Origin of the sequence: Anaerostipes sp. (assembly GCF_018381315.1) — a bacterium.
Lineage (GTDB): Bacteria > Bacillota > Clostridia > Lachnospirales > Lachnospiraceae > Anaerostipes.
This window is the reverse complement of record NZ_JAGZSD010000002.1, coordinates 210,340-233,844: the sequence shown is the minus strand read 5'-3', so window position 1 is coordinate 233,844 and position 23,505 is coordinate 210,340. Positions and strand designations below refer to the sequence as shown.

Annotated in this window: 22 protein-coding genes; 8 read left to right on the top strand and 14 right to left on the bottom strand. The window is 44.4% G+C overall.

Going from position 1 to position 23,505, the window contains the following annotated elements:
* Positions 1-6: 6 nt before the first annotated feature.
* From spoIIID to KH180_RS02355, 5 genes are all read right to left on the bottom strand, one after another.
* Positions 7-282 carry a sporulation transcriptional regulator SpoIIID gene (spoIIID, locus tag KH180_RS02375; RefSeq protein ID WP_290755996.1) on the bottom strand — a complete coding sequence of 92 codons (276 nt, stop codon included), beginning with the start codon at positions 280-282 and terminating at the stop codon, positions 7-9.
* Between the two features lie 60 nt (positions 283-342).
* Positions 343-1,251: a D-alanyl-D-alanine carboxypeptidase family protein gene (locus KH180_RS02370; protein ID WP_290755995.1), complete on the bottom strand. Its 909-nt coding sequence runs from the start codon at positions 1,249-1,251 to the stop codon at positions 343-345.
* A 176-nt stretch (positions 1,252-1,427) separates the two neighbouring features.
* Positions 1,428-2,384 carry a TIGR03943 family putative permease subunit gene (locus KH180_RS02365; protein WP_290755994.1) on the bottom strand — a complete coding sequence of 319 codons (957 nt, stop codon included), beginning with the start codon at positions 2,382-2,384 and terminating at the stop codon, positions 1,428-1,430.
* Position 2,385: 1 nt separating this feature from the next.
* A complete protein-coding gene (locus KH180_RS02360) occupies positions 2,386-3,399 on the bottom strand; it encodes a CobW family GTP-binding protein (RefSeq protein WP_290755992.1) in 1,014 nt (337 codons plus the stop codon).
* 99 nt (positions 3,400-3,498) lie between these two features.
* Positions 3,499-4,140, bottom strand: coding sequence for a hypothetical protein (locus KH180_RS02355; RefSeq protein WP_290755989.1), 642 nt, complete (start codon positions 4,138-4,140; stop codon positions 3,499-3,501).
* 385 nt (positions 4,141-4,525) lie between these two features.
* On the opposite strand from KH180_RS02355, the gene KH180_RS02350 reads away from it, so the two are divergent.
* The 6 genes from KH180_RS02350 (at position 4,526) to xdhC (ending at position 11,848) form a co-directional block, all read left to right on the top strand.
* A complete protein-coding gene (locus tag KH180_RS02350) occupies positions 4,526-5,284 on the top strand; it encodes a LytR/AlgR family response regulator transcription factor (RefSeq protein ID WP_290755987.1) in 759 nt (252 codons plus the stop codon).
* On the top strand, positions 5,268-6,725 hold the full coding sequence (locus tag KH180_RS02345) for a GHKL domain-containing protein (protein WP_290755985.1): 1,458 nt from the start codon (positions 5,268-5,270) through the stop codon (positions 6,723-6,725). Before KH180_RS02350 ends, KH180_RS02345 begins: the two co-directional genes overlap by 17 nt.
* A 42-nt stretch (positions 6,726-6,767) precedes the next feature.
* The gene (locus KH180_RS02340) at positions 6,768-8,030 is read left to right on the top strand and encodes a VanZ family protein (RefSeq protein ID WP_290755983.1); all 1,263 of its coding nucleotides are present in this window, start codon (positions 6,768-6,770) and stop codon (positions 8,028-8,030) included.
* 153 nt (positions 8,031-8,183) lie between these two features.
* On the top strand, positions 8,184-10,469 hold the full coding sequence (gene xdhA / locus KH180_RS02335; protein WP_290755981.1) for a xanthine dehydrogenase subunit XdhA: 2,286 nt from the start codon (positions 8,184-8,186) through the stop codon (positions 10,467-10,469).
* A 13-nt stretch (positions 10,470-10,482) separates the two neighbouring features.
* A complete protein-coding gene (gene xdhB / locus KH180_RS02330; RefSeq protein WP_290755979.1) occupies positions 10,483-11,361 on the top strand; it encodes a xanthine dehydrogenase subunit XdhB in 879 nt (292 codons plus the stop codon).
* A 1-nt stretch (position 11,362) separates the two neighbouring features.
* A complete protein-coding gene (xdhC, locus tag KH180_RS02325) occupies positions 11,363-11,848 on the top strand; it encodes a xanthine dehydrogenase subunit XdhC (RefSeq protein ID WP_290755977.1) in 486 nt (161 codons plus the stop codon).
* A gap of 118 nt (positions 11,849-11,966) precedes the next feature.
* Here xdhC and KH180_RS02320 read toward each other — a convergent pair whose 3' ends face one another.
* Entirely contained in the window at positions 11,967-12,419 is a 453-nt protein-coding gene (locus KH180_RS02320; RefSeq protein ID WP_290755975.1) for a PaaI family thioesterase, read from the bottom strand.
* 128 nt (positions 12,420-12,547) lie between these two features.
* On the opposite strand from KH180_RS02320, the gene KH180_RS02315 reads away from it, so the two are divergent.
* Together KH180_RS02315 and KH180_RS02310 are read left to right on the top strand one after the other, a co-directional pair.
* Positions 12,548-12,973 (top strand): RNA helicase, encoded by a 426-nt coding sequence (locus tag KH180_RS02315; protein WP_290755973.1) that lies wholly within the window; start codon positions 12,548-12,550, stop codon positions 12,971-12,973.
* A gap of 174 nt (positions 12,974-13,147) precedes the next feature.
* Entirely contained in the window at positions 13,148-13,351 is a 204-nt protein-coding gene (locus KH180_RS02310; RefSeq protein WP_006565614.1) for a cold-shock protein, read from the top strand.
* An 81-nt stretch (positions 13,352-13,432) separates the two neighbouring features.
* Here KH180_RS02310 and KH180_RS02305 read toward each other — a convergent pair whose 3' ends face one another.
* From KH180_RS02305 to KH180_RS02270, 8 genes are all read right to left on the bottom strand, one after another.
* Positions 13,433-14,206: a DeoR/GlpR family DNA-binding transcription regulator gene (locus KH180_RS02305; RefSeq protein WP_290755968.1), complete on the bottom strand. Its 774-nt coding sequence runs from the start codon at positions 14,204-14,206 to the stop codon at positions 13,433-13,435.
* A gap of 115 nt (positions 14,207-14,321) precedes the next feature.
* Positions 14,322-16,169, bottom strand: a complete 1,848-nt coding sequence (locus KH180_RS02300; RefSeq protein WP_290755966.1) for a PTS mannitol transporter subunit IICBA — start codon at positions 16,167-16,169, stop codon at positions 14,322-14,324.
* Positions 16,170-16,184: 15 nt separating this feature from the next.
* The gene (locus KH180_RS02295) at positions 16,185-17,198 is read right to left on the bottom strand and encodes a Gfo/Idh/MocA family oxidoreductase (protein WP_290755964.1); all 1,014 of its coding nucleotides are present in this window, start codon (positions 17,196-17,198) and stop codon (positions 16,185-16,187) included.
* A gap of 13 nt (positions 17,199-17,211) precedes the next feature.
* Positions 17,212-17,904, bottom strand: coding sequence for a deoxyribose-phosphate aldolase (deoC, locus tag KH180_RS02290; RefSeq protein WP_290756041.1), 693 nt, complete (start codon positions 17,902-17,904; stop codon positions 17,212-17,214).
* An 831-nt stretch (positions 17,905-18,735) separates the two neighbouring features.
* Positions 18,736-20,634, bottom strand: a complete 1,899-nt coding sequence (locus KH180_RS02285) for an NAD(+) synthase (RefSeq protein WP_290755962.1) — start codon at positions 20,632-20,634, stop codon at positions 18,736-18,738.
* Positions 20,635-20,636: 2 nt separating this feature from the next.
* Entirely contained in the window at positions 20,637-21,710 is a 1,074-nt protein-coding gene (gene prfA, locus KH180_RS02280) for a peptide chain release factor 1 (protein WP_290755960.1), read from the bottom strand.
* On the bottom strand, positions 21,703-22,557 hold the full coding sequence (prmC, locus tag KH180_RS02275; RefSeq protein WP_290755958.1) for a peptide chain release factor N(5)-glutamine methyltransferase: 855 nt from the start codon (positions 22,555-22,557) through the stop codon (positions 21,703-21,705). Before prmC ends, prfA begins: the two co-directional genes overlap by 8 nt.
* Positions 22,550-23,482 carry a DUF1385 domain-containing protein gene (locus KH180_RS02270; protein WP_290755956.1) on the bottom strand — a complete coding sequence of 311 codons (933 nt, stop codon included), beginning with the start codon at positions 23,480-23,482 and terminating at the stop codon, positions 22,550-22,552. The genes prmC and KH180_RS02270 overlap by 8 nt, the downstream gene beginning before the upstream one ends.
* Between the last annotated feature and the right edge of the window lie 23 nt (positions 23,483-23,505).

Here is a 23,505-nt window from a genome sequence, read left to right as displayed (position 1 = left end):
AGCAATTCACCCCTGAATTGCTTTTGTATCTTTTTTAATCTTCTCGTATTTTCCACGGGTCGCCAAGCCGCCCCGTATATGACGTTCCGATTTGTTGAGATCCAATACCTCTCTGGCTCTTCTGGCCAGGGACTGGTTGATCTTCTCCAACCGTTCTGTCACATCTTTATGTACGGTAGATTTAGAGATTCCGAACACCTTGGCAGTTTGTCTGACTGTAGCTTTTTTATCTACAATATAATTGCCGACTTCTACCGCGCGTTCTTCAATATACTCTTTCATAAAAATCCCCTGCATTCTCTGTTTTTACAGTGTATGCAGAGGAATATCCGTTTAGACTTCCTATAATTCCTGATATATAGATTCTGCGTCAAGCACATGAAAAGGCTTGGTCTGATGATTTCCTCCGGCACCTGCCGTCACCAAAATATACTCTTTTCCCCGTATTTTCACCCAGCTTGCCAGACAGAGTCCCGCTTCCTTTGTATATCCGGTCTTTCCGCCCAGGAAACTTCCGTCCTTTGGCTCCAGCTGGTTTTTATACTCGGTCAGGGTACTGCGGAGAAGAAGACCTTCCGGATGCTTTGCAGTGGCTCCGGTCCTGTACTGCATCGTTTGAAAAACCTTTCTGAATTTGGGATTTTTCAGTGCATAGCGGAGAAGAATCTCCAGATCCCTGGCTGTTGTAACATGGGCCGGATTATGAAGGCCCGTTGAATTTACAAAATTGGTATGCTCCATTCCGATTTCCTTCGCTTTTTTATTCATAAGCACAGCAAACTTATCCTCACTGCCTGACAAATACTTTGCCAGCCGGATACAGCACTCTGCTCCTGACGGCAGCATGGCACCGTAATAAAGATCTCTAATTTTTACTTTTTCGCCAGGCAGAAAACCTGCCATAGAAGCATGCATTTGTGTTAAATTATTAAAAACATCATCTGTCATTACAATTTCCCTGTTGTCATTTGAAACTGATTCCACGGCAACCAAAACCGTCATAAGCTTTGTTAAAGATGCCGGATACAGCTTTTCTTCTCCCTGCTTATTGATTAAAATCTTTCCGGTGTTCCTCTCTGCCAGCACTGCAAAGTCACTGTAAATCTTGTGGTTTGATACTTGTCTGAGGTTTGATGCCTCCCTTGAAATATGATCCAGGATGTGCATATCCTCTTTAAACCAATTTCCTCCTTTAGACCATAAGACAGCGGCAAAGATAATAACCAGCAGCCATACACTTTTTCTTTTCATTCCAGTTCCTCCTGTTTTTATCTCTTCAGCTTTTTGAACAATTTTAAGTATAAAGAAAATGAAAGGAACTGTGGCAAAAAAACCTTGTGTTGGACATCATCCTGCCCAGAAAAAAATAAAGACAAACGTTCAGGCCAATTCCTCAACGTTTGTCTCCATATCCTGTATGTTTCTGTTTAAAAGTAGATCAGTTTATCTTTTGGCTGTACTCCCTGTTCAATGCGCAGAGCCTGCAGCACCGGCCCGCGCTCTCCGCCGTAAGCTTCATGATTCTCCATGCCGATCTTTGCAGTCAGCGTGGCCCATGAACCGTCCCTGACCTTTTTTATTGTGGAGGATTTTACATGCTGCATTTTGCAGATGAAACCGATAAATGTGATATCATCCTCACAGCAGGTCATGGCAGAACGCCCCGGCAGAATCAGTCCGGCAGGAATCCCCTGAGGTCTTCTGACAAACACATTGGAAAGCTCCACAACGTTCCCCAGATAAACATTTGGACGTTCCAAAACGTCGATATACCAGATCCCGAAATCTTCCTCCTGCACTTTTATAACCTCTGCTTCCGGATCATACGGAAGCATCTCGTTCATCTCAAATTCTTTTCCGTCTGCCCGTTCAAAGCCTACCTGCGCCCTCCGGTTGACAGCTTTGATGCTTCTCCTGTAGGAAGATGCATTGGTCTCATCAGTGCAGCGGTTGAAAATAACCATGTCAGCCATCTTAAACATTTCTACCATCAGGGAACGCATATTTTTCATATACAGCTGTGCAGTGGATGCGTCCACCATAACAATGATCTGATACAGTTCCAAATCTGTCTCATCGATCACATCCATAACGTCCTCAATCTGGTACATGCCGTTATATTCAATCATAATACGGTCCGGATGATAATTTTTTTCACAGTTTTCCACAAAAGACGGAGAGAACTCATCTATGTCGTCTACCTCTATAACAAAGGAATTGCTTTCCTCCAGAAAATCTTTCCCGTATTCTTCCTCACCTTCTTCAAATGAAAGAATCATTGTGCGTTCCCCGTCTGCAAAATACTCCTGGCTCAAAGTATCTTTAATAAAGGAAGTTTTCCCGCTCTCTAAAAATCCCCATATAAGATATACCGGCATTTCCATATTATGCACCTCCCTGCTTCAGCCCGAAAAGTTCTTGAATCTTTAATGTGTCAAGATCTGCACCTATAACACAGATCCTGCCGGTGTAATCTGCATCTCCGCGGCGGATTTCATATTCTCCGGGCACCAGGTCAAAATGCATCCATGACTTATCTTCACCTTCTACGATTCCCTTTGCCCTCAGAATGGTTCCAAACGCATCCGTCTCCGATAATTCTTTTAGAATCCTCTTTAATGTTTCTTCTTTGAACTTCTGCGGTGTTTCTATTCCCCAGCTTGTAAATATTTCATCTGCATGGTGATGATGGTGATCTCCATGCTCATGGTCATGACTGTGATGATGCCCGTGCTCATGGTCATGATGATGTCCGCACTCCGGACAAATTTCCTCCTCTTCAAAAAGTTCTTTGGACAGCTGATTCCCTTCTTCCATTACAGCCAGAATTTTTTTACCCTCAAGTTCTTCCCATGGTGTGGTAATGACTGCCGCTGTCTGATTATGCTCCCTGATGAGCTCTGCTGCCTTTTGAAGCTTGTCCTCCTGCATATTCCCTGTTCTGCTTAAAATGACAGTACCTGCATATTCGATCTGGTTATTATAAAACTCCCCAAAATTCTTCATATACATCTTACATTTTTTCGCATCTGCCACGGTGACAAAACTATTCAGTGAAAGACTGCAGTTCTCTGCCTCCTTCTGCACCGCCTTGATCACATCAGACAGTTTTCCAACGCCGGAAGGCTCAATAATGATGCGGTCCGGGGCATATTTTGATACGACTTCATTCAGTGCAGTGCCGAAGTCGCCTACCAGAGAACAGCAGATACACCCGGAATTCATTTCCGTCACCTGGATTCCCGCCTCTTTTAAAAATCCTCCGTCAATGCCGATCTCTCCAAATTCATTTTCAATCAGAACGACCTTTTCCTGCCCCAAAGCCTCTTTTAAAAGCTTTTTGATCAGCGTTGTTTTTCCTGCTCCTAAAAAACCTGATACAATATCTATTTTTGTCATGGTCCTTACTTCCTTTCCTTCCAATTGCACAAGATAAAAACAACCCGTGTGAGCCTGTTAAAATCAACATTACACGGGTTTTATATATACTGTTATAATTTAATTTGCCTGTGCCAAAAATTTTTTAATCATCGTTACATCCACTTTAAGAGATTCAATATCATCGCTGCCGTCTTGATAACGTTTGTAGGTATCTAAGTAACAGGACTCGATCTCTTTTAAACGCGGCAGTATTTCATTTTGCTGTGTAATCTCTAAGTTTGTAATGCTGTCTTTTACTGTCTTTAAATCTGCCTTTAGGAAAACAACATCCTTCTTTATAGTCGAAACTTCTTTACTCACTGATGTAACTTCTTCACTCACTGATTCGACTTGTTCTCTTACTGATATGACTTCTTCACTCACTGATGTGACTTCTTCACTTACTGATGTGACTTGTTCTCTTACTGATGTGACTTCTTCACTTACTGTTTCGACTTCTTCACTTACTAATGTGACTTGTTCTCTTACTGTTTCGACTTCTTCACTCACTGATGTGACTTGTTCTCTTACTGTTTCGACTTCTTCACTTACTGATGTGACTTGTTCTCTTACTGATGTGACCTCTTCACTCACTGATTCGACTTGTTCTCTTACTGATGTGACTTCTTCTCTCACTGATGTAAAATCTTTTTTCAAAGTACTTATATCCGTACTCATACTTGCCATATTGACAGTCAATTCAGACATCATTTTTAACATCGTGTTCTCGAAATTACTCACTGCATCACCTCACTTGTTAACATAGCAATATATTAGCATAGAATACATGCAAAGTCTATGATGTTGAGCTGATTTTAATTATTAAATTTCCATAAAATTCCACACAAATAAATCATTTTATACCTTACTGTGGAATGTCCTTTTGGGTATACTTTTCACTTGTGATATAATCGGTATATCAACGGCAGTCTTAATTTGTCATATTCCCCGGCCGCAGTTTTTTTGTCCTGAACGTAGCAAACACGGATTACTTCGCGTTGCATTTCCTTAATTATAGGTTATTTTTATGACAGGGCGGGGTTCATCTTTTATAGTGGTTCCTGTATAGGAGCCAACGAAGATCAGGCAGACAGAAAGGAGTTTTATGTTAGAAATCATTCTCTGTGACGATGATCCTTTTATCTTGAAGATTATCAAAGAGCAGGTAGAACATATTTTATCAGAGTCGGTCTCTGAAGGCCGTGTGGCATGTGTTGCCTCCGGCTATCAGGAATTGTTTCTCTATTTAAAGAAGAATCCAGGCGACTATCTTTTCTTTTTAGATCTGGATTTTGGAAGCAATGAATTTAATGGAATTGATATTGCAAAACAAATCAAAAAGAATTCTCCAGGATCAAAGATCGTATTTGTCACAAACCACTATGAACTGGCACTGAATGTTCTGAAATCCGGGGTCGAGCCTTTTGGCTTCATTGAGAAAACCACGGACATTAACAAAATGAACCAGTGCTGCTACCAGTATATCTATCTTGCACAAAAAAGTCTTCCGTCCAGCCACCCTGAGACGGATACTGATACAGTAACTTTGAAGATCGGTACCGATGAAGAGCTTTCTCTTCCCACAGCCGATATCCTCTATGTGGAAGCAGTCAAAACAAAATCTCACTGTATCTGCTATCACACAGTAAACGGCTCTTCTATTACTGTCCGGGAAACCATAGACCATGCATTGGAATCTTTAGGTGATGGATTCATAAAAAGCCACCGCTCGGTGATCGTCCAAAAGTGTCACATGATCGGCCTTTCCGACGGAATGATTAAGTTTATTAACGGAGACACAGCTCCCTGCTCATTCCGGCAGAGAAACGAAATAAAAGGAGTTATCTATGGAAACCACGGCTAGGAAGTTCGTATTGATCCTGTATCCTTTTGTCCTCGGACTGATCTGGTACCTTCTGTTTTGGCGGATTAAAAATATGACAGGCACCACTTTTATGCAGTATTTTGTAATCAGCTTAGTATCAGTCCTGTCCATTGCCATTTTAAATCTGCTGCGTTTCCGGCTTCCGGATTATTTGCTGCTGTTTTCTGCCATCCTGCTGGCAGTGTCAAAGCCCTTTTTTATAGAAACAATTTCAGATTTCTTTATATTCTTTCTGATCTTTGGCATCAGCTATTACAGGAAAGAGCTTCAAAACGGCCAAGTGTTTTTTTCGTGGATCACTTTTATTCTATATGTGGTCAACAGGCTGTTCCTGCGGATGATTTACGATTCGTTTATGGACATTTATTTCAGCTATGCCAATGGGCAGCAGGCGGAATATTTAATTAAAATAGGAATCTTTGCGCTTTTATCCGCTGCTGTGATCCTGCTGGATGCTCTTTTTGTTTTTTTGATCCGCAGGCTGTTCGGCCGGTTTCTTTTAAAAATCTCATTGCTGGAAAAATCTTATCCAAAGATTGCCCGCAATTTTATCATCTGCACCATTCTATTATTTGCATGGGGACTGGTCTTTCAATATCAGCTCTCTGTCCTCATGATAAAATTTTATACGAATAATTATTTAGAATTTTACAGCCAGCTCACAAAAAGTATCAATATTATAACAGTTTTTGTTATGCTGATTCAGATCATTATTCTGATAACCCTGCTGATGTTTTCCAAATACCGCTTTACCATTGACGCAAAGCGGCGGAACGAAGAAAATCTGCTTCTTTACAGCAATGACCTGGAAAAAAATCTGACAGAGATACGGAATCTCAAACACGATATGAAAAATATTTTATTTACCCTGAGCCATCTGATCGAGAACAGTCACGATGAACCTCTGAAAGAATATTTTCAACAGACAGTCAACCCTTATTTCCAGAGTGAATTAAAGAAAAATGATTTATATGCCCAGCTGCAGCAGGCAGATGATGAGCAGCTGAGAGCTTTTCTATATTATAAGATTTCTTCCGGCTTCCGTGAACACCTGGATATCCATCTGTCTTTTGACGGCACGTTCAAGGAAAGTCTGATTACAGATAACATAGATTTTCTGGACTTTGTCCGCATTCTGGGAATCTTTCTGGACAATGCCATGGAAGAAGCTGCCTTTACTGCAGAAAAACGAATCGACATCCGGTTTGTCTCAACCAGAGACATTTATGAAACTGTCATCTCCAACTCCATCCGGGAAGAAAAGGATGTGGTGCCTGGTCTCTCAGACAAAGGGCTGGGACGGGGCAACGGCCTGATGATCGTTCATAAAATACTGGACAAGTACCCGAATATCATTTTAAACTCCTATACAAACAATGGAAAATTCATCCAGCATCTTGAGATAAGCCGGGCTGAATGATCCTTTTCTGCCTGATCTCCCCACATTGAAAAGGAGATCACTATGAACAAAGAAACATCCAACAAATATTTTCAACGTTTTTTCTGGGCAGTCTTTATTTTCTATCTGCTCATCTTAATAAAAATTGTACTTTTAAAAGACACAGACCTCTCTTCTCTTCCAATGTTTCTGACCGGACAGAAAAAGGGATTCCGCTCTCTGAATCTGATTCCTTTTCAGACCTTTGTAAGCTTTTTCCGCATCGCAGGCCGGGGGAATTTTTTATGGAGCTTTTCAAATCTTTTGGGGAACAGCCTGGTTTTTCTTCCCTTTGGCTATCTTCTTTGCCTACTGAAAGGTCCTAAAGGCTCCAAATTGAAAATTATACTTTCGTCAGCTCTTTTGAGTCTTTTCTTTGAAACAAGCCAGTATGTATTTTACCTTGGATCAGCAGATATTGATGACCTGCTGCTGAATGTTCTGGGAGCAGGTACCGGAATCCTGTGCTTTCAATTTCTCACTGTTTTGTGCAGAAAGAACCAGCACCGGATTTACATCATCAGTCTGATCCTTGGATGTATTTCATTTGCCGCTGCCGGTTCCATTGCCTATCTGGAATTTGGAAACAGGCTGGGCCTCGTGCGCTATAAAACAGAAACTATAGGCGGAGAAGATATTCCAAAAAGGAAACCGGACTATAACGGCTTTGTTACTTCCGGAAATCCCAAGACAATCCGCTGCACCAGTGATATAGATGAAGCTTTCGGCGAACCTTCCGTTATAACTGCCGGTCCAGACACAAAAGTCTTCTATTTAAGTTATGAAAATGACAAAACCAGCCTTTACCAGATTAATACAATCTACAAGCGCTGCAGTCTGTCCCAGCTTAAATCCGTCAAAAAATATACGAAAGTGTCAGCCTGGTTTTCAAAAAAGGATAAGACCGCAGAGATCATCGTCCTGTCTGATCCTCCCGGAAACAGCAAAAACATAAAGACAAATGAATCATCTTCACAAAAGAAAAAGCTGGAAGGAAGCATCACAGATATTGGATCGGGAAGTTTCTCCATTTCCAAAATCAATAGCTACAAGGACAAAAAAAGCGGCGGTGACATTTCTGAAAGCACTGATATCCAGATCAAGGTAAAATATAAAACAAATACAAAGGTCACTGTCTGTGACGCTTACGACCAGGGAACAAGAACGAAAAACAGAAAAGGAAGTATACGGGACATAAAAAAAGGACGCACTGTACATCTTCAGGGGACAGTAAAAAACAAAGTCTTCTATGCTGAAACCATCACTGTATATATATTTCACAAATAAAATGTCCGGCATCACAGGATCATCAGCCTGCTGCGCTTCGTTGACACATTGTACAAGAACTGATACAATTTTTTATAACTATAAAGGCTGTGTGCGGACATAGAATAGCTGTAGAGTGTGCTCAGGTTGATGATATTCAAAAGGAGATTGCCTATGAAAACAGTTGGTCAAAGTATAAAAAGAGTTGATGCTTATGAAAAGGTTTCCGGAAGGGCCAAATTTACTGACGATCTGATTCCAAACCGCTGTCTTTTCGCCAAGGTGCTGCACGCTCCCATTGCCAACGGCATCGTCACCTCCATTGACACTTCCGAAGCCGAAGCTCTGGCCGGTGTTGTAAAGGTTGTCACTTTCCATGATGTGCCAAAGCATACATATCCTACACCCGGACACCCCTGGTCTGTGGAGCCGTCCCATCAGGATGTTGCAGATCGTCATCTGCTGACCGGAAGAGTCCGATATTACGGCGATGATATTGCCGCCGTAGTGGCAGAGGATGAAGTCACGGCTTCCAAAGCCCTGAAACTGATCAAGGCAGAATATAAGGAATATCCGCCGGTTCTGCATCCCCGGGAAGCAATGAAAGGCAGTTTTCCTCCGGTGCATGAGGAAAAGCCGGACAATATTTTAGCAAAAAGCGGATATGAGACCGGCCATGTAGACGATGCTCTCTCCTCATCAGATATCATTCTGAAAGAATCCTTTCGTACACCAATGGTCCAGCACTGCCATATTGAACCCCCGATTTCCTGCGCATATATGGAAAAAGGCAGAATCGTTGTAATCAGTTCCACCCAGATACCTCATATCGTAAAAAGGGTTATCGGCCAGGCTCTTGGTATCCCCTGGGGCAGGGTCCGTGTCATCAAACCATACATCGGCGGAGGGTTCGGCAATAAGCAGGACGTATTATATGAACCTCTCAATGCGTTCCTGACCACAGTTGTAGGCGGCCGTCCGGTCAAGCTGGAGCTTTCCAGGGAGGAGACCTTTGCCAATACAAGAACCCGCCATTCCATTGAATATGATGTAACGGCAGGTGTTTCCAAAGAGGGAAAGATTCTTGCCAAAGATATGAAGGCCTATTCCAATCAGGGAGCCTATGCTTCCCACGGCCATGCGATTGCAGCCAACGGCGCTACCGCCTGGCGCCATATGTATAACGTTAAAAATATCCGTGCAGACGCATATACTGTATATACCAACACGCCGGTAGGCGGAGCTATGCGCGGCTATGGCATCCCGCAGTTTTGTTTTGTGTCTGAGTGCCTGATGGATGATCTTGCCCGCAGACTTTCCATGGACCCGCTCAAATTCCGTGAACTGAATTTATATGACGGATATTTTGAAGATCCCGTTTTAACTCCTATTGCAGCAAATACCAACGGGGTGAAAGAATGTATGAGGCGGGGCGCTGATTATATACATTGGGAAGAAAAAAGGGACTTATATAAAAACCAGACAGGAGATATCCGGCGCGGCGTAGGAATGGCACTGTTCAGCTATAAAACAGGTGTATGGCCCATTTCTCTGGAAATATCCGGCGCCAGACTTGTCCTCAATCAGGATGGCAGTGTCCAGCTCCAGACCGGTGCAGCCGAGATCGGACAGGGTTCAGACACGGTTTTTACACAGATGGCTGCAGAGGTCCTTGGCCTTTCTCCGGAAGACGTACACATTCAATCTGTCCAGGATACGGACATCACTCCGTTTGATACAGGCGCCTATGCTTCCAGGCAGACCTACATCAGCGGAACAGCTGTCAGGGAGTGTGCCGAACTTTTGAAAGAAAAGATCCTTGCTTATGCCGGAACTTTGGTTTCCGAAGAATATAAGGGCCGGGAGCTTTCCCTGTTTGACAAGCAGATCTGGTGCGGCGGGGAATCCATACTGTCTCTGGAGGAACTGGCCCTTAACAGCTATTACAGCCGTTCCTGCTCTTCTGCTGTAACTGCCGATATTTCCCGGCAAATTAAAAAGAATACCATTGCCTTCGGGGCCTGTTTCGCAGAAATTGAGGCAGACTTAAAGCTGGCAAAGATCAAAGTCCTTGATATTATCAATGTCCATGACAGCGGCAAAATCATCAACCCCCAGCTTGCTTCCATGCAGGTCCACGGAGGTATGTCCATGGGCATCGGATATGGACTGAGTGAACAGATGCTGCTGGATGAGAAAACCGGGCGGGTATTAAACGGAACTTTGCTGGATTACAAGCTTCCCACCGCTATGGATGCCCCTGACCTTCATTTGGATTTTGTAGAGCTTGAAGACCCCACCGGTCCATTTGGAAATAAGGCTCTCGGGGAACCTCCGGCTATTCCCCCTGCACCGGCCATCCGAAATGCATTTCTTCACGCCACAGGGATAGCTGTCAACGAAATTCCCCTCTCTCCCCAGAGGGTATTTCAGGCATTAAGAAATGCCGGTCTGGTATAAGGAGGAATTACATATGTATGATATCGCCAATTATTATGAACCAGATTCTATATCAGAGGCTGTAAGCCTTTTAAGGGAACATCCGGATGCAGTTCCTGTCTGCGGGGGCAGTGATGTGCTGATCCGTATACGGGAAGGAAAGCTTGCCGGGTGCAGTCTGGTAAGCCTCAGAAATATCCGCGGCCTGAATGGCGTTACACTTAAGGAAGACAGAACCATCTCCATCGGTGCTTCCACTTCCTTCCGCCGGCTGACAGAAAACAAAGTCATCAGAGAATATATTCCCCTGCTTGGAGAGGCCGTGGATCAGGTCGGAGGCCCGCAGATCCGCAACATAGGCACCATCGGCGGAAATCTCTGCAATGGCGCAGTCAGCGCCGACAGTGCTCCTGCCTGTTTTTGTCTGAATGCCCGCTTAAGGATTGTCAGTAAAGACGGGGATCGAATCCTTCCAATCAAGGATTTTTATCTTGGTCCGGGCCGGGTGGCGCTAAAACCCGGTGAACTGCTGACCCATATTCTGATCAGTAAGGAAGATTACAATGGATATACCGGCCACTATATCAAATATGCCATGAGAAATGCCATGGATATCGCTGCAGTCAGCTGCTGTGTGATGTGCAGGGCTGATCTCCGCCGTCAGATCCTTGAGGATGTAAAAATTGCCTTCGGCGTGGCAGCTCCTGTTCCTTTCTGCTGCGAAAAAACACAGCAGAGACTGAACGGAATGTCTCTGGATGATGAACTGTATCAGACCATAGAGCAATCTGTGCGGAATGAAATCAATCCCCGGGATTCCTGGCGTGCTTCCCGTGAATTCCGGCTTCAGGTCGGTGGCGAGATTGCCCGGCGTGCTTTAAAAAGAGCCATTGAACTACAGGAGGTGAAATAACGTGGAACAGCAAAAAAAACTTATAACCTGTACAGTCAACGGAAAAGAAATTGCTGAATATGTGGATGTCAGGGAATCTCTGCTGGAACTTCTCAGAAACCGCCTTGGGCTTACCTCTGTAAAAAAAGGCTGTGAGGCAGGAGAGTGCGGTGCATGTACGGTCATTGTAGATGGAGAGACCATTGACTCCTGTATTTATCTGGCTGTTTGGGCACAGGGAAAACAGATCCGTACTCTGGAAGGCCTCATGGGCCCAAACGGAGAACTCACCCGGATACAGGAAGCTTTTATCGAAGAAGGAGCCATTCAGTGCGGCTTCTGCACACCAGGTTTTATTATGTCAGCTACAGTTCTCCTGGAACAGGGCGAGAAAGAATTAACCCGTGAAAAAATCCGAAAGCATATGGCCGGAAATCTCTGCCGCTGTACCGGCTATGAAAACATTATCAATGCAGTGCAGAAAGTAAATAAAGAACTCCAACCCTGACAATTTTTATATTTTAGCCATTTTTCCGTCTGCATTCGGACTGGCCAAAATGGACAGTATATATTCAGAAGGAGGCCCTTTCAGGGCCTCCTTCTGACAACTGAGAAATACTCAAAGTTTATTTATATGACTGAAACGGTCTCGGAGTTTTAAAAATCCCGGTGGCACTGCCTGCCAGTTCTGTACCTACATAGGCTTTCCCCATAAAATTCATGATGGTTTTTCCAGTGGATACTGCCTCTGCTTTGACCGTCACCGTTGATCCGATCGGAATTCCTTTCAGAAAAGAGGTGGACAGCTGGACAGTCGGCGCAATGTCGTAATCTCCCAGCCCGCTTGTCAATGTCCCGAACGTTATATCAAACATCCCCACCAGGGATCCCCCGAACATAATGTTAAAACCATTTCTATGAAAATCACCTGCATAGAACTCCATAGTCAGGCTCTTTTTATCATAGTCGTAATCAACAATCTTTCCACTCAGTTCATTAAAAATACTGTGATCGCTCACATGGCGGATAGCTTCCATCCGCCGTCTCATATTTGCTTCAAAGCTCTCCCGGTTTCCCATAAGGCTTTCTTCCCTTCTTTCTGAATTTTTTATTACTGCCTATTTTAACATACATCATCCTTTTTGCATAATATTTCTCTTTTGTGTAAATGCTACCTGTAACAGATGTATTTGAAAGGAGATTCATTATGGATAATCAGAACCTATTAAATGAGATGTACCAAAATCTTCAGATGGTGTTAAATACCATGCCGGAGCTTACCCAGGCCACCACAGACTGTGATCTCAAAGGATGCTTAGAACAGCAGGAACAGCAGTTTCAGGACTTCTTTTCCAGAGTAAAACAGGCAATGACAAAAGATATGCAGCAGCCGGAAGAAATCGGTGAGATACAGAAGAAATATGCTGAATGGATGACCAAAATGAAAGCCATTGCTGATAAATCTACAAGCCATCTGGCTGAGATGTCCATCCAGGGATATACCATGGGAATGATCCAGCTGATCCAGAGTTCCCACAAAAATTGTGACGCTTCCAAGGATAATTTGTCGATGTCAGCGGATCTTGTAAAACTCTACGAAGAAAGTATTGATAGTTTAAAAAAGTATTTGTAAAAAAACAATGGTTGTGTTATGATAATTACTGTTATTAGTGAATGTATAGATCACGTCCGGGCGGATGTTGTATTGCTATGTATCCCTCTGGAACGTGATCTTTTTTCGTTTTATCTTACAGTTCACTGATAATTAAAGTAATGTTAATTTTTTATTTTTAATGGAGGTACCCAAATGAACACTGGTACAGTAAAATGGTTTAACTCAGAAAAAGGTTACGGATTTATTTCACAGGAAGGCGGAGACGACGTATTCGTACACTTCTCAGCAATCTCTGGTGATGGATTCAAAACTTTAGAAGAAGGACAGCAGGTCAGCTTTGAAATCGCAGAAGGACCTCGCGGAAAACAGGCTGAGAACGTATCCAAATTAGCTTAATCTTTTTCTTTTTGAATTAAATAGATTTTGCAAGAATCCCACAGACGGTGCATGCACTGTCTGCGGGATTTTTAAATTTGTTTATGATTTTTCACAGCAGATAACTTCCATGCCCTGCTTTTCCAGCATTTCTCTCGTGTGGACCGGTATATCCCCATCGGTAATCAGCCTGTGGAACTCCTCTGTCTTTGCATAGGAACAGATGGTACGCTTTCCGATCTTAGAGCTGTCGCAGATTAAATACTTGCGCTCTGCGATTCCCATCATCCCTCTTTTTATCTCAGCCTGCTCCAGATTCGGTGTAGTGGCACCCTTTGCTATAGAAAGAGCGTTGGCAGACATAAATGCCTTGTCCGCAGACAGATCTTCCAGAAACTTAAGTCCCATATTTCCCACCGTACATTCAAAATGGTTCCTCACATGACCTCCCAAAAAGATCAGATAGATTCCCTGGTGCTTCTGCAGTTCCAGGGCGATCTGAAGATCATTGGTCACTACAGTGAGATTGTTGGCATCCTTCAAAAGCCTGGCAAGCTCCAGCGTGGTCGTTCCGCTGTCCAGAAGGATCATATCTCCGTCATCAATCATGGTTCTGGCAGTCTCTGCGATCTTTTTCTTCTCCTCTGTCCGTTTATCTTTTCTTGTAGAAATGGATTCTTCCATATCCAGAACATCCTCATTCAGCATGGCTCCCCCGTGTGTCCGGATCAGTTTGCCTGCCTTTTCAAGCTCTGTAAGGTAGGTGCGGATGGTTGTACCGCTGACCTGGAACAATTCGGTGAGTTCTCCGATGCTTGTCCTTTTATTCTGCCTTAAAAGCTTCATGATCTTTTCTTTCCGTTCTTCTGCAAACATATGATTCCTCCATGCTTTTTCTATTCGTTCAAGTATATCTCTTCAGGATAAATTATAGCACAGCATACCAAAAAGAAAAAGCTGCGGGGACTTCTGCCCTGCAGCTTTTGTATTGCTATTTTGTGAGAATTTTATAAAGTCCTTCCACGTCCTGGCCATCAACTATTTTTTGTACTTCATCTTCCTGGTTCAATGTGAGTGCCACATTGGAAAGGATCGACAGATGTTCCTGATCTGCCCCTGCGATTCCGATAATTAGCCGTACATTCTCATCGTTCCACATAACTCCGTCCGGTACAATCAGTGCCGCAATCCCGGAAGATTTGATTTCCTTCTTCGCCTCCAGAACACCGTGGGGAATGGCAATTCCGTTTCCCAGGTTGGTGGGATTTTCTTTCTCTCTTAACAGCATGCCCTCTTCATACCCCTCTGTGACATAACCGTCCTTTAAGAGCATTTGCGCGATCATATGAATTGCATCTTCCTTTGATTTTATCTGCCCGATGACTTTGATATTTTCCTTTTTTAAAACCGGAAGCGGGCTGGATGCCTGCTTTAATTTTAATACGATCTCGTCATATTTCGGACTGGAAAGGAAATTATCAACAGAAATATGTATTGCCTCCGGCCGCTCTCTCATAGCCCGTTCTGTCAGGGATTCATGGGTGACCACCACATCCACATCTGCCGGGAGATTTGGTATCGCCACATTTTTTACTTCAATGTCCAGCCCGGCCTGTTTGGCCTTGTCCTTGAGGATGGAGGCTCCCATGGCGCTGGACCCCATTCCTGCATCACATGCCACGTATACCTTTTTAATAACTTTTCCTGTAAAATCAATGGTTTCCTGTGCCCCTACAAGACCTCCGCCGCCGGTTCCCTCTGCTTTCATTGCATCTTTTTTTGCCACTGCTTTTTGAAGTGCTTCTTCATCGGAGTCATGGCAGAGCCTTAAAATAAAGGCACCTACAGCAAATGACACGGCTGTTGAGACAAGCATTCCTGCAATGATCGGAAGGTAGTCAGATTTCGGCGCCACTGCCAGCACAGAAAAGTAACTTCCCGGGGAAGCTGTAGCTACCAGACCGCATCCAAATATCTGGAAAATAAAGTTTCCTGATACTGCTCCGCAGATAGAAGCCAAAATCATCTGCGGCTTCATAAGGATATATGGAAAATAAGGTTCATGGATTCCGCCGAACGCATGAATGATTGCCACACCAGGAGCCGTCTTTTTAGCTGTTCCTGTTCCAAAGAATGTATAGGCCAGCAGAACTCCCACTCCGGGACCTGGATTCGGCTCCAGGATAAACAGAATGGATTTCCCTGCCTCTGCTGCCTGCGTAATCCCCAGCGGTCCAAGAATTCCATGGTTAATGGCGTTATTAAGGAACAGTACCTTTGCAGGTTCAATAAATATGCTGGCAAACGGTGTCAGTCCATGGTCAATAATAACATTGACTCCGGAAGACATAACATGGTTTAATACCTGCACAAACGGTCCGATGGCAAAAAAGGCTGCCAGGACTAAAAAGATTCCAAGTATCCCGCAGGAAAAATTATTGACGATCATCTCAAAGCCTGGTTTGACTCTTCCCTCAAACAGGCGGTCTACCTGCTTCATACAGACTGCTGCCAAAGGTCCCATGATCATAGCTCCCATAAACATCGGAATATCAGATCCTACGATGACACCCATGGTCGCTGCCGCACCGATGACACCGCCGCGGTCTCCGTAAAAATTCTTTCCTCCTGTATAACCGATCAGTGTCGGAAGCAGATATTTCAGCATTGGATCGATCAAAACCGCAATTTTCTCATTTGGAAACCACCCTGTTTTTAAGAACATTGCAGTGATCAGACCCCAAGTGATAAATGCTCCGATATTCGGCATTACCATGCCGCTTAAAATACCTCCGAACTTTTGGATTCTGGCCCGGAATCCTGTCGCTTCATTTCCCATAATTTCCTCCTATCCTTATAACATTACAATTTTCTTTTGTACAATAGATTCATTCCCCGCCTTCACAATCTTCACTGCCATTTTTCCGTCGTAGCCGCTGCATTCAACTTCGCTGTCATTTAAAATCGCCTCAATAAAGCTCTTGTCTTCCAAAAGATACGCATCCTTGAACAGATGGGTCCAGCTGTGCATGGAAGGCCGCTTTAACTGGTGGCTTTCATTGGCGCTGGTGATCTTCTTTTCATGCATATCTCCGATGCAGATAACACCTTTTGTTCCAAGAATCTCAACTCTGGCATCATATCCATACTGTACGTATTGGGCACCTTCAATGCTTGCGTGCACACCATTTTCAAATTCTGCATTCACGATCACATTGTCGTAAAAATCCGGATACTGTTCTGCAATCTCCTGATTCCTGAAGTTCCCTCCCAGTGCGTATACACTTTTTAACTCACTTCCTGCAAACCACCGCACTGTGTCAATGTCATGGCTGCAGACCTCTGCCAGGGGGCCGTTGCTTTTTTCAATATCATACATCCACTCACGCGGCTTGCTGGGACCCCTTGTGTGGGATTTTACCAGTACCACATCTCCGATCTCGCCCTCTTCAATCATCTTTTTTGCTTCTCTGAAGCTGTCATCAAACCGTCTCATAAATCCGATCTGAAGCTTTACGTTGTTTTTCCCGGCCGCTTTGATCATCTCATCACATTCTTCTTCGTTCATAGCCATAGGCTTTTCACAGAAAATGTGTTTGCCCGCATTTGCCGCTGCTACTGCGATATCTCTGTGGTATTTGGTCGGACAGGCAATGATCACCGCGTCAATCTGCTCATCCTCCAGCGCTTCTTTATAGTCCTGGTAACAGATCCCGATCCCCAGTTCCTCTGCTGCCGCTTTGGCTGCCTTCAGGTCAGGATCACAGGCCGCATAGATTTCTGCTCCCGGAACACTTCCTGCCATATTTCTTGCATGAATCATTCCCGCTCTGCCGGAGCCGATCAAACATACTCTTACTTTCTTCATGTTGTCCACCTCTTTAGTCCTGTTTTTTTAATTCTTTCACAATTTCCACGCCTGCACTGGTTCCCAGCCGTTCTGCTCCTGCCTCAATCATCTGGAGTGCTGTCTTTAAGTCTCTGATGCCCCCGGCTGCTTTGACTTTTACTTCATCACCCACTGTATTTTTCATCAGCTTTACATCCTCCGGAGTAGCTCCTCCTGTACCAAACCCGGTAGAGGTTTTAATAAAATCCGGTTTGACTTCCTTTGCAATCTCAGCAACTTTTACTTTTTCATCATCCGTTAAATAGCAGTTTTCAAAAATCACTTTGCTGATGACTCCTGCATTTCTGCACTCTGCAACGATTTGTTCCATTTCTTTTCTTATGTAGTCATAGTTCTTGTTTTTCAATTCTGCAATATTAATCACATAATCAATCTCGTCCGCACCTTTTTCAATGGCATCTTTTGTCTCAAACACTTTGCACTCCAGTGTGGTCTGTCCCAGCGGAAATCCTATTGCTGCACCTACATGGACCGGACATCCTTCCAAAAGACGTCTGCACCGTTCGGTCTGTGCGGGATTGATTGCCACCATCTTAAATCCGTATTCCCTGGCTTCTGTACATAACTTTTCAAACATTGCCTCATCTGCGAAGGCTTTAAGATTTGTGTGGTCAACCATACCTGCTATTTGTTCTGCAGTTAATTTCATTTTTGCTTCCTCCATTTTGTTTACTTTCATTATCTTTTACTTTGTACTTGTATATTATCATATTAACTTTTGTTTTGCAAGTATAAATACAAGAAAATAAAAGTTATTAAAACTTCAACTCTTTGCTTCTCCACTTAGAGCTGAAATTCTTCTAAACACAAAAAAAGCAGGGTAAATCCTGCTTTTTCTTGTTTGTTCTTATATAATTATTGTTCGTCTATTAATCCGTAAATCGGAAATAGTATAAGGATTGTTTAAATACAACTCTTGTTACTGTTTATCGCTCATTGAGGAAGGATACCAAAAAGGTTTCATAAATTTCAATACAACTCTTGTTACTGTTTATCTTTTTTCTACCAAAACCGCCTGCTCTGCTTCTATTTTATTTCAATACAACTCTTGTTACTGTTTATCTTTGGCTTTGACCTTTTTTCCGTTTAATATCCCCGTATTTCAATACAACTCTTGTTACTGTTTATCACCTAAGAGATATTCCATCGGAGGGAGTAAGAAATAATTTCAATACAACTCTTGTTACTGTTTATCCAACGTATTTACGCCATTCCTTGTTTCTATTATAAGCATCTTTTGGCTTAAAATCAACGTTTTCGCGATTTTTTCCCAACCGCCGTCTGTTTTTCTGTTACCTATATTAAAAATGCTATTTGGGCCCTATTTTATGCGGTTTTCCAGCCTTTGTCCGCGGTCAGAGGTTGGGAAATCAGCCTATAAATCTCTATCTATATCATAATCATAAAATCAAAGTATACTGGCTCCTTTGCATGCCGGATTAGTTTCCCGAATGCAAAGGAGCCGTACAGATACTCTGCACGGCCCGGTTCTTCTCTATGATTTCTGCCAGATATTCACGCTGGCATCGCTCGGCATTCGCAGATCCCCTCTCGGAGACACTGCAACACTTCCCACCTTCGGCCCGTCCGGCAGACAGGAACGCTTGAACTGCTGGCTGAAAAACCGCCAATAAAACTTATCCAGCCACTTTTGTATGGTTTCATCGTCATAGTCACCTGCAAAAGTCAGCCTTGCCATCCGGTAAAGCTTCTCTTTCGGAAACCCGAATCTCAGCATATAATACAGGAAGAAATCATGCAGCTCATACGGCCCCACCAAATCCTCTGTCTTCTGTGAGATCACACCGTCCATCGGAGGAAGCAGTTCCGGACTCACCGGAGTATCCAGCACATCCATTAGCACCTTAGAAAGCTCCTTATTTTCCACAGTCTCTGCATAATACAGCACTAAATATCGCACCAAAGTCTTCGGCACAGAACAGTTTACTGCATACATAGACATATGATCTCCGTTATAAGTAGCCCAGCCAAGGGCAAGCTCTGACATATCTCCGGTTCCGATCACCATACCATTATATTTGTTGGCAATGTCCATAAGGATCTGGGTTCTCTCCCTGGCCTGGGAATTCTCATAGGTCACGTCATGAACATTTTCCTCATGCTCAATATCCAGAAAATGCTGTCTTACCGCCTTCTCGATATTCACTTCCCTGAAAGCAGCTCCCAGCTCACGGATCAGGGACACTGCATTTTGATAAGTCCGGTCTGTTGTCCCAAAACACGGCATGGTCACACAGATGATGTTTTCCCTCGGGATATCCAGCATATCAAAGGCACGCACTGTCACTAAAACAGCCAGAGTGGAGTCCAGTCCGCCGGAAATCCCCACTACGGCATGTCTGCAGCTGGTGTGTTCCAGACGCTTTTTAAGCCCCATGGACTGAATGGATAAGATCTCGTCACACCGCTTCTCCCGCTCCTGCCTGTTGGACGGCACAAACGGATTTTTCGGAAATGTCCTGGAAAGCTGATGTTCCTTTACCGGAAGGATAAACGGCACTCTCCTGTAATCTTCCGGTTCCTCTTCAAAAAAGGTAGTCATCTTTCTCCGCTCTGCCTCAAGGCGTTTTAGATCCAGGTCGGCATAAATGATTTCATTAACAAATCTTTTTGCCTCGGCCAGCACCGTTCCGTTTTCGCAGATCAGATGATGTGCGCTGTAAACTACGTCGGTAGTGGATTCCCCTTCCCCTGCATTGGCATACACATAGCCGGAGAGAAGCCTTCCGGACTGGTTGGATACCAAATTGCTCCTGTATACTTCCTTGGTCGTAGTCTCCACACTGGCAGACGGATTGCAGATCACCGTCGCACCGGCCAAAGCATGAAACGTACTCGGCGGAAGCGGCACCCACAGATCCTCACAGATCTCCATTGCAATGGTCAGCTCCGGAATGTTTTCACAGGCCAGCAGGATATTAGCTCCAAACGGTACTGTCTCTCCATCCAGTACGATATCCTTAACCTTCCTGTTCCCCTTTGCAAAATGTCTGGCTTCATAAAACTCCCTATAGTTGGGCAGATGAATTTTAGGCACAACACCCAGAATATGTCCGTTGAACAAAAGGACACCGCAGTTGTAAAGCTTGTGTTCCACAGTCACAGGACAACCCACAGCAACGACCATGTCCAGACCTTCTGTGGCTCTTTTGATCTCAAACAACCCTTTTTGTGAAGCCTCCAGCAAAGGCTCCTGGAGAAACAGGTCTCCGCACGTATAACCGGAAACCGCAAGTTCAGAAAAGACCAGTAAACTGGTTCCCTGATTTTTTACCTGTCCTATGATCTTTATGATTTCTTTTGTGTTATATTCAGGATCTGCGACCTTTACCTTAGGTGTGGCCGCAGCAACTTTAATAAAACCATCTTTCATATCTACTCTTCTTCCATATTACTTAATTTGGCTGCCTGGTCCGCAGCAGTTAAACTGTCGATCAGCTCATCCAGGTCTCCGTTCATAACTGAATCCAGCTTGTGAAGGGTCAGCTTGATTCTGTGATCCGTCACACGGCCCTGAGGATAGTTGTAGGTTCTGATCTTCTCAGAACGGTCACCGGTTCCTACCTGGCTTTTTCTCTTTTCTGCTTCTGCGTCGTGGGCCTTCTGCTGTTCCAGCTCATACAGACGGGAGCGGAGTACCTTTAAAGCCTTGTCCTTATTCTTAAGCTGGGACTTCTCATCCTGGCAGGATACAACGATTCCTGTAGGAAGGTGAGTCAGCCGGACCGCAGAATCTGTCGTATTGACACACTGTCCTCCGTTTCCGGATGCACGGAACACGTCAAACTTACAGTCATTTAAATCAACTTCAACTTCCACGTCCTCAACTTCCGGCATAATGGCAACAGTGATAGTGGATGTATGGATTCTTCCTCCGGACTCGGTAGCAGGAATTCTCTGCACACGGTGGACACCGCTTTCGTATTTGAATCTGGAGTAAGCTCCCTGTCCCGAGATCATAAATACAAGCTCCTTAAAGCCTCCGATTCCGCTTTCATTAAAGCTCAGTGTCTCAACCTTCCATCTGCGGCCTTCCGCATAGCTCCGGTACATACGTGCCACATCTGCAGCAAACAGGGCAGCTTCATCACCGCCTGCTCCGGCACGGATCTCCACAATGATATTCTTGTCATCGTTTGGGTCCTTGGGAATCAAAAGAATCTTAAGTTCTTCTTCCAGGCGCTCCACATTTGCCTTGGACTCAGAAAGCTCTTCCTTTGCCAGCTCCCTCATCTCTTCGTCAGATTCTTCTTCCAAAAGCTCCAGGCTCTCATCGATGTTCTGCTTCTCCTGTACATATTCCTTATACTTTTCTACGATCGGAGCCAGGTCACTCTGCTCCTTCATCAGATCTCTGAACCGGTTCTGATCTCCGGCCACATCCGGGTCGTTGAGCTGCTGGAGCACGGTGTCCAGGCGTTCTACTAAACTTTCTAATTTATCAAACATCTTCTTCTCCTTCTGTCAGCGTTCCGATCACCATCCGGTCAAGGCCCGCCAAGTCTTTCTTTATCTTCACAGAGGAAAAACCAGTTTCCTCCATCATTGTTTTTACCGCCGCCCCCTGGTCATAACCGATCTCAAACACAAGAGTACCGCCTGTGTTTAAGTACTGCGGGGCTTCGCTCACAATTTTACGGTAAAAATAGAGCCCGTCCTCTTTGCCGTCAAGCGCAAGCATAGGCTCGTGATCTTTTACCTCCGGCATCAGCTCCATACACTCTTTTGTAGGGATATAAGGGGGATTGGAGATGATCAGGTCATAAGAACCGTCTACTCCGGAAAAAAGGTCACTCTTTATAAATTCTACCATAGGAGCCAGTCTTCTTCCATTCTCTTTTGCAATTTCTAAAGCCTTTTCATCAATATCTGTTCCGATGCAGATCTTTGGCTTCAGCATCAGGCACAGACTGACGGCAATACAGCCGGAGCCTGTACATACGTCGAGGATACTCTCATGAGGATACCCACCCTCAGCCACTGCCTCTACGACACACTCTGTATCCTGTCTTGGTATGAGTACATCCGGTGTAACCCGGAATGTATATCCCATAAAATCCTGGGTCCCGGTCAGATACTGAAGAGGGATCCTCTCCGTAATCCTGCGGTCCAGCAATGCTTTGTATCTTTCTAATTCTTCCCCATCTTCCACCGGTGCAGTCATAGAAAATAAATAATCCTCTCTGCTCAGCGAAAAACTGTGCGAAAACAGATACCATGCCTCTCCGTCCGGGTTGTCAATTCCTGCTTCCCGGAGCTTTTGGGCACCGTAAGCAACCCAAATCTTCCTATTCACGTTTGTTCCTTTCCTTTTCCAAATATGCCTTCCAGTCAAAAACCCCTTCCACAGACTTGATCGCCACCTCGATCATGCTCTCATCCGGCTCCTTCGTGGTCAAAAGCTGAAGACAGAGACCCGGTTTGCTGAGCAGCGTGATCACCGGATTATCTGAATTTCCGGCAAGCCGGATGAATTCATAGGAAACACCTGCAATTACCGGAACCAGAAGCAGCCTTGACACCACCTTCATCCAGACTGTATCAACCCTGATAAAAAAGAAAAAGATGATGCTGATGATCATGACGAAAAACAGAAAGCTGGTGCCGCATCTCTTGTGCAGCCTGGAATGCTTTTTCACATTTTCCGGCGTCAGGTCTTCTCCGGCCTCCAGACAGTTAATGGTTTTGTGCTCCGCCCCATGATACATAAATACCCGGCGGATATCGTTCATTCTGGATATGAGGACAATATACCCTAAAAATATACCTACACGGATGAGTCCCTCCAGCAGCAGAACCACCCCGCGGCCCATTCCCCAATGTTCAAATATATTGGACAGGAAATAAGGCAGCACCATAAACAGCCCGATGGCAATGGCAAACGACAGGGCAACGATACAGCCCATGAGGACTCCCTCCCACTTTTCGGAAAAATGGCGGGTAAGCCACTGTTCCAGACGGGACGGTTCTTCTTCCTCTTCTTCTATAAAGTCTGCTGAGTATGTCAGGGTTTTCATTCCGACGACCATAGACTCCACAAAGTTTACCACTCCACGCAGGATCGGAAGTTTTAATACCGGATATTTATCGGAAATGCTCGTATAACGGTCGATCTTCGTCTCAATCTCTCCGTCCGGTCTTCTCACGGAAACTGCATAGCGGTCCTCGTTCTTCATCATGACACCTTCCATGACTGCCTGTCCGCCAATCCTTACTTTCATATTCTGACCGTCCTTCCTTTTAA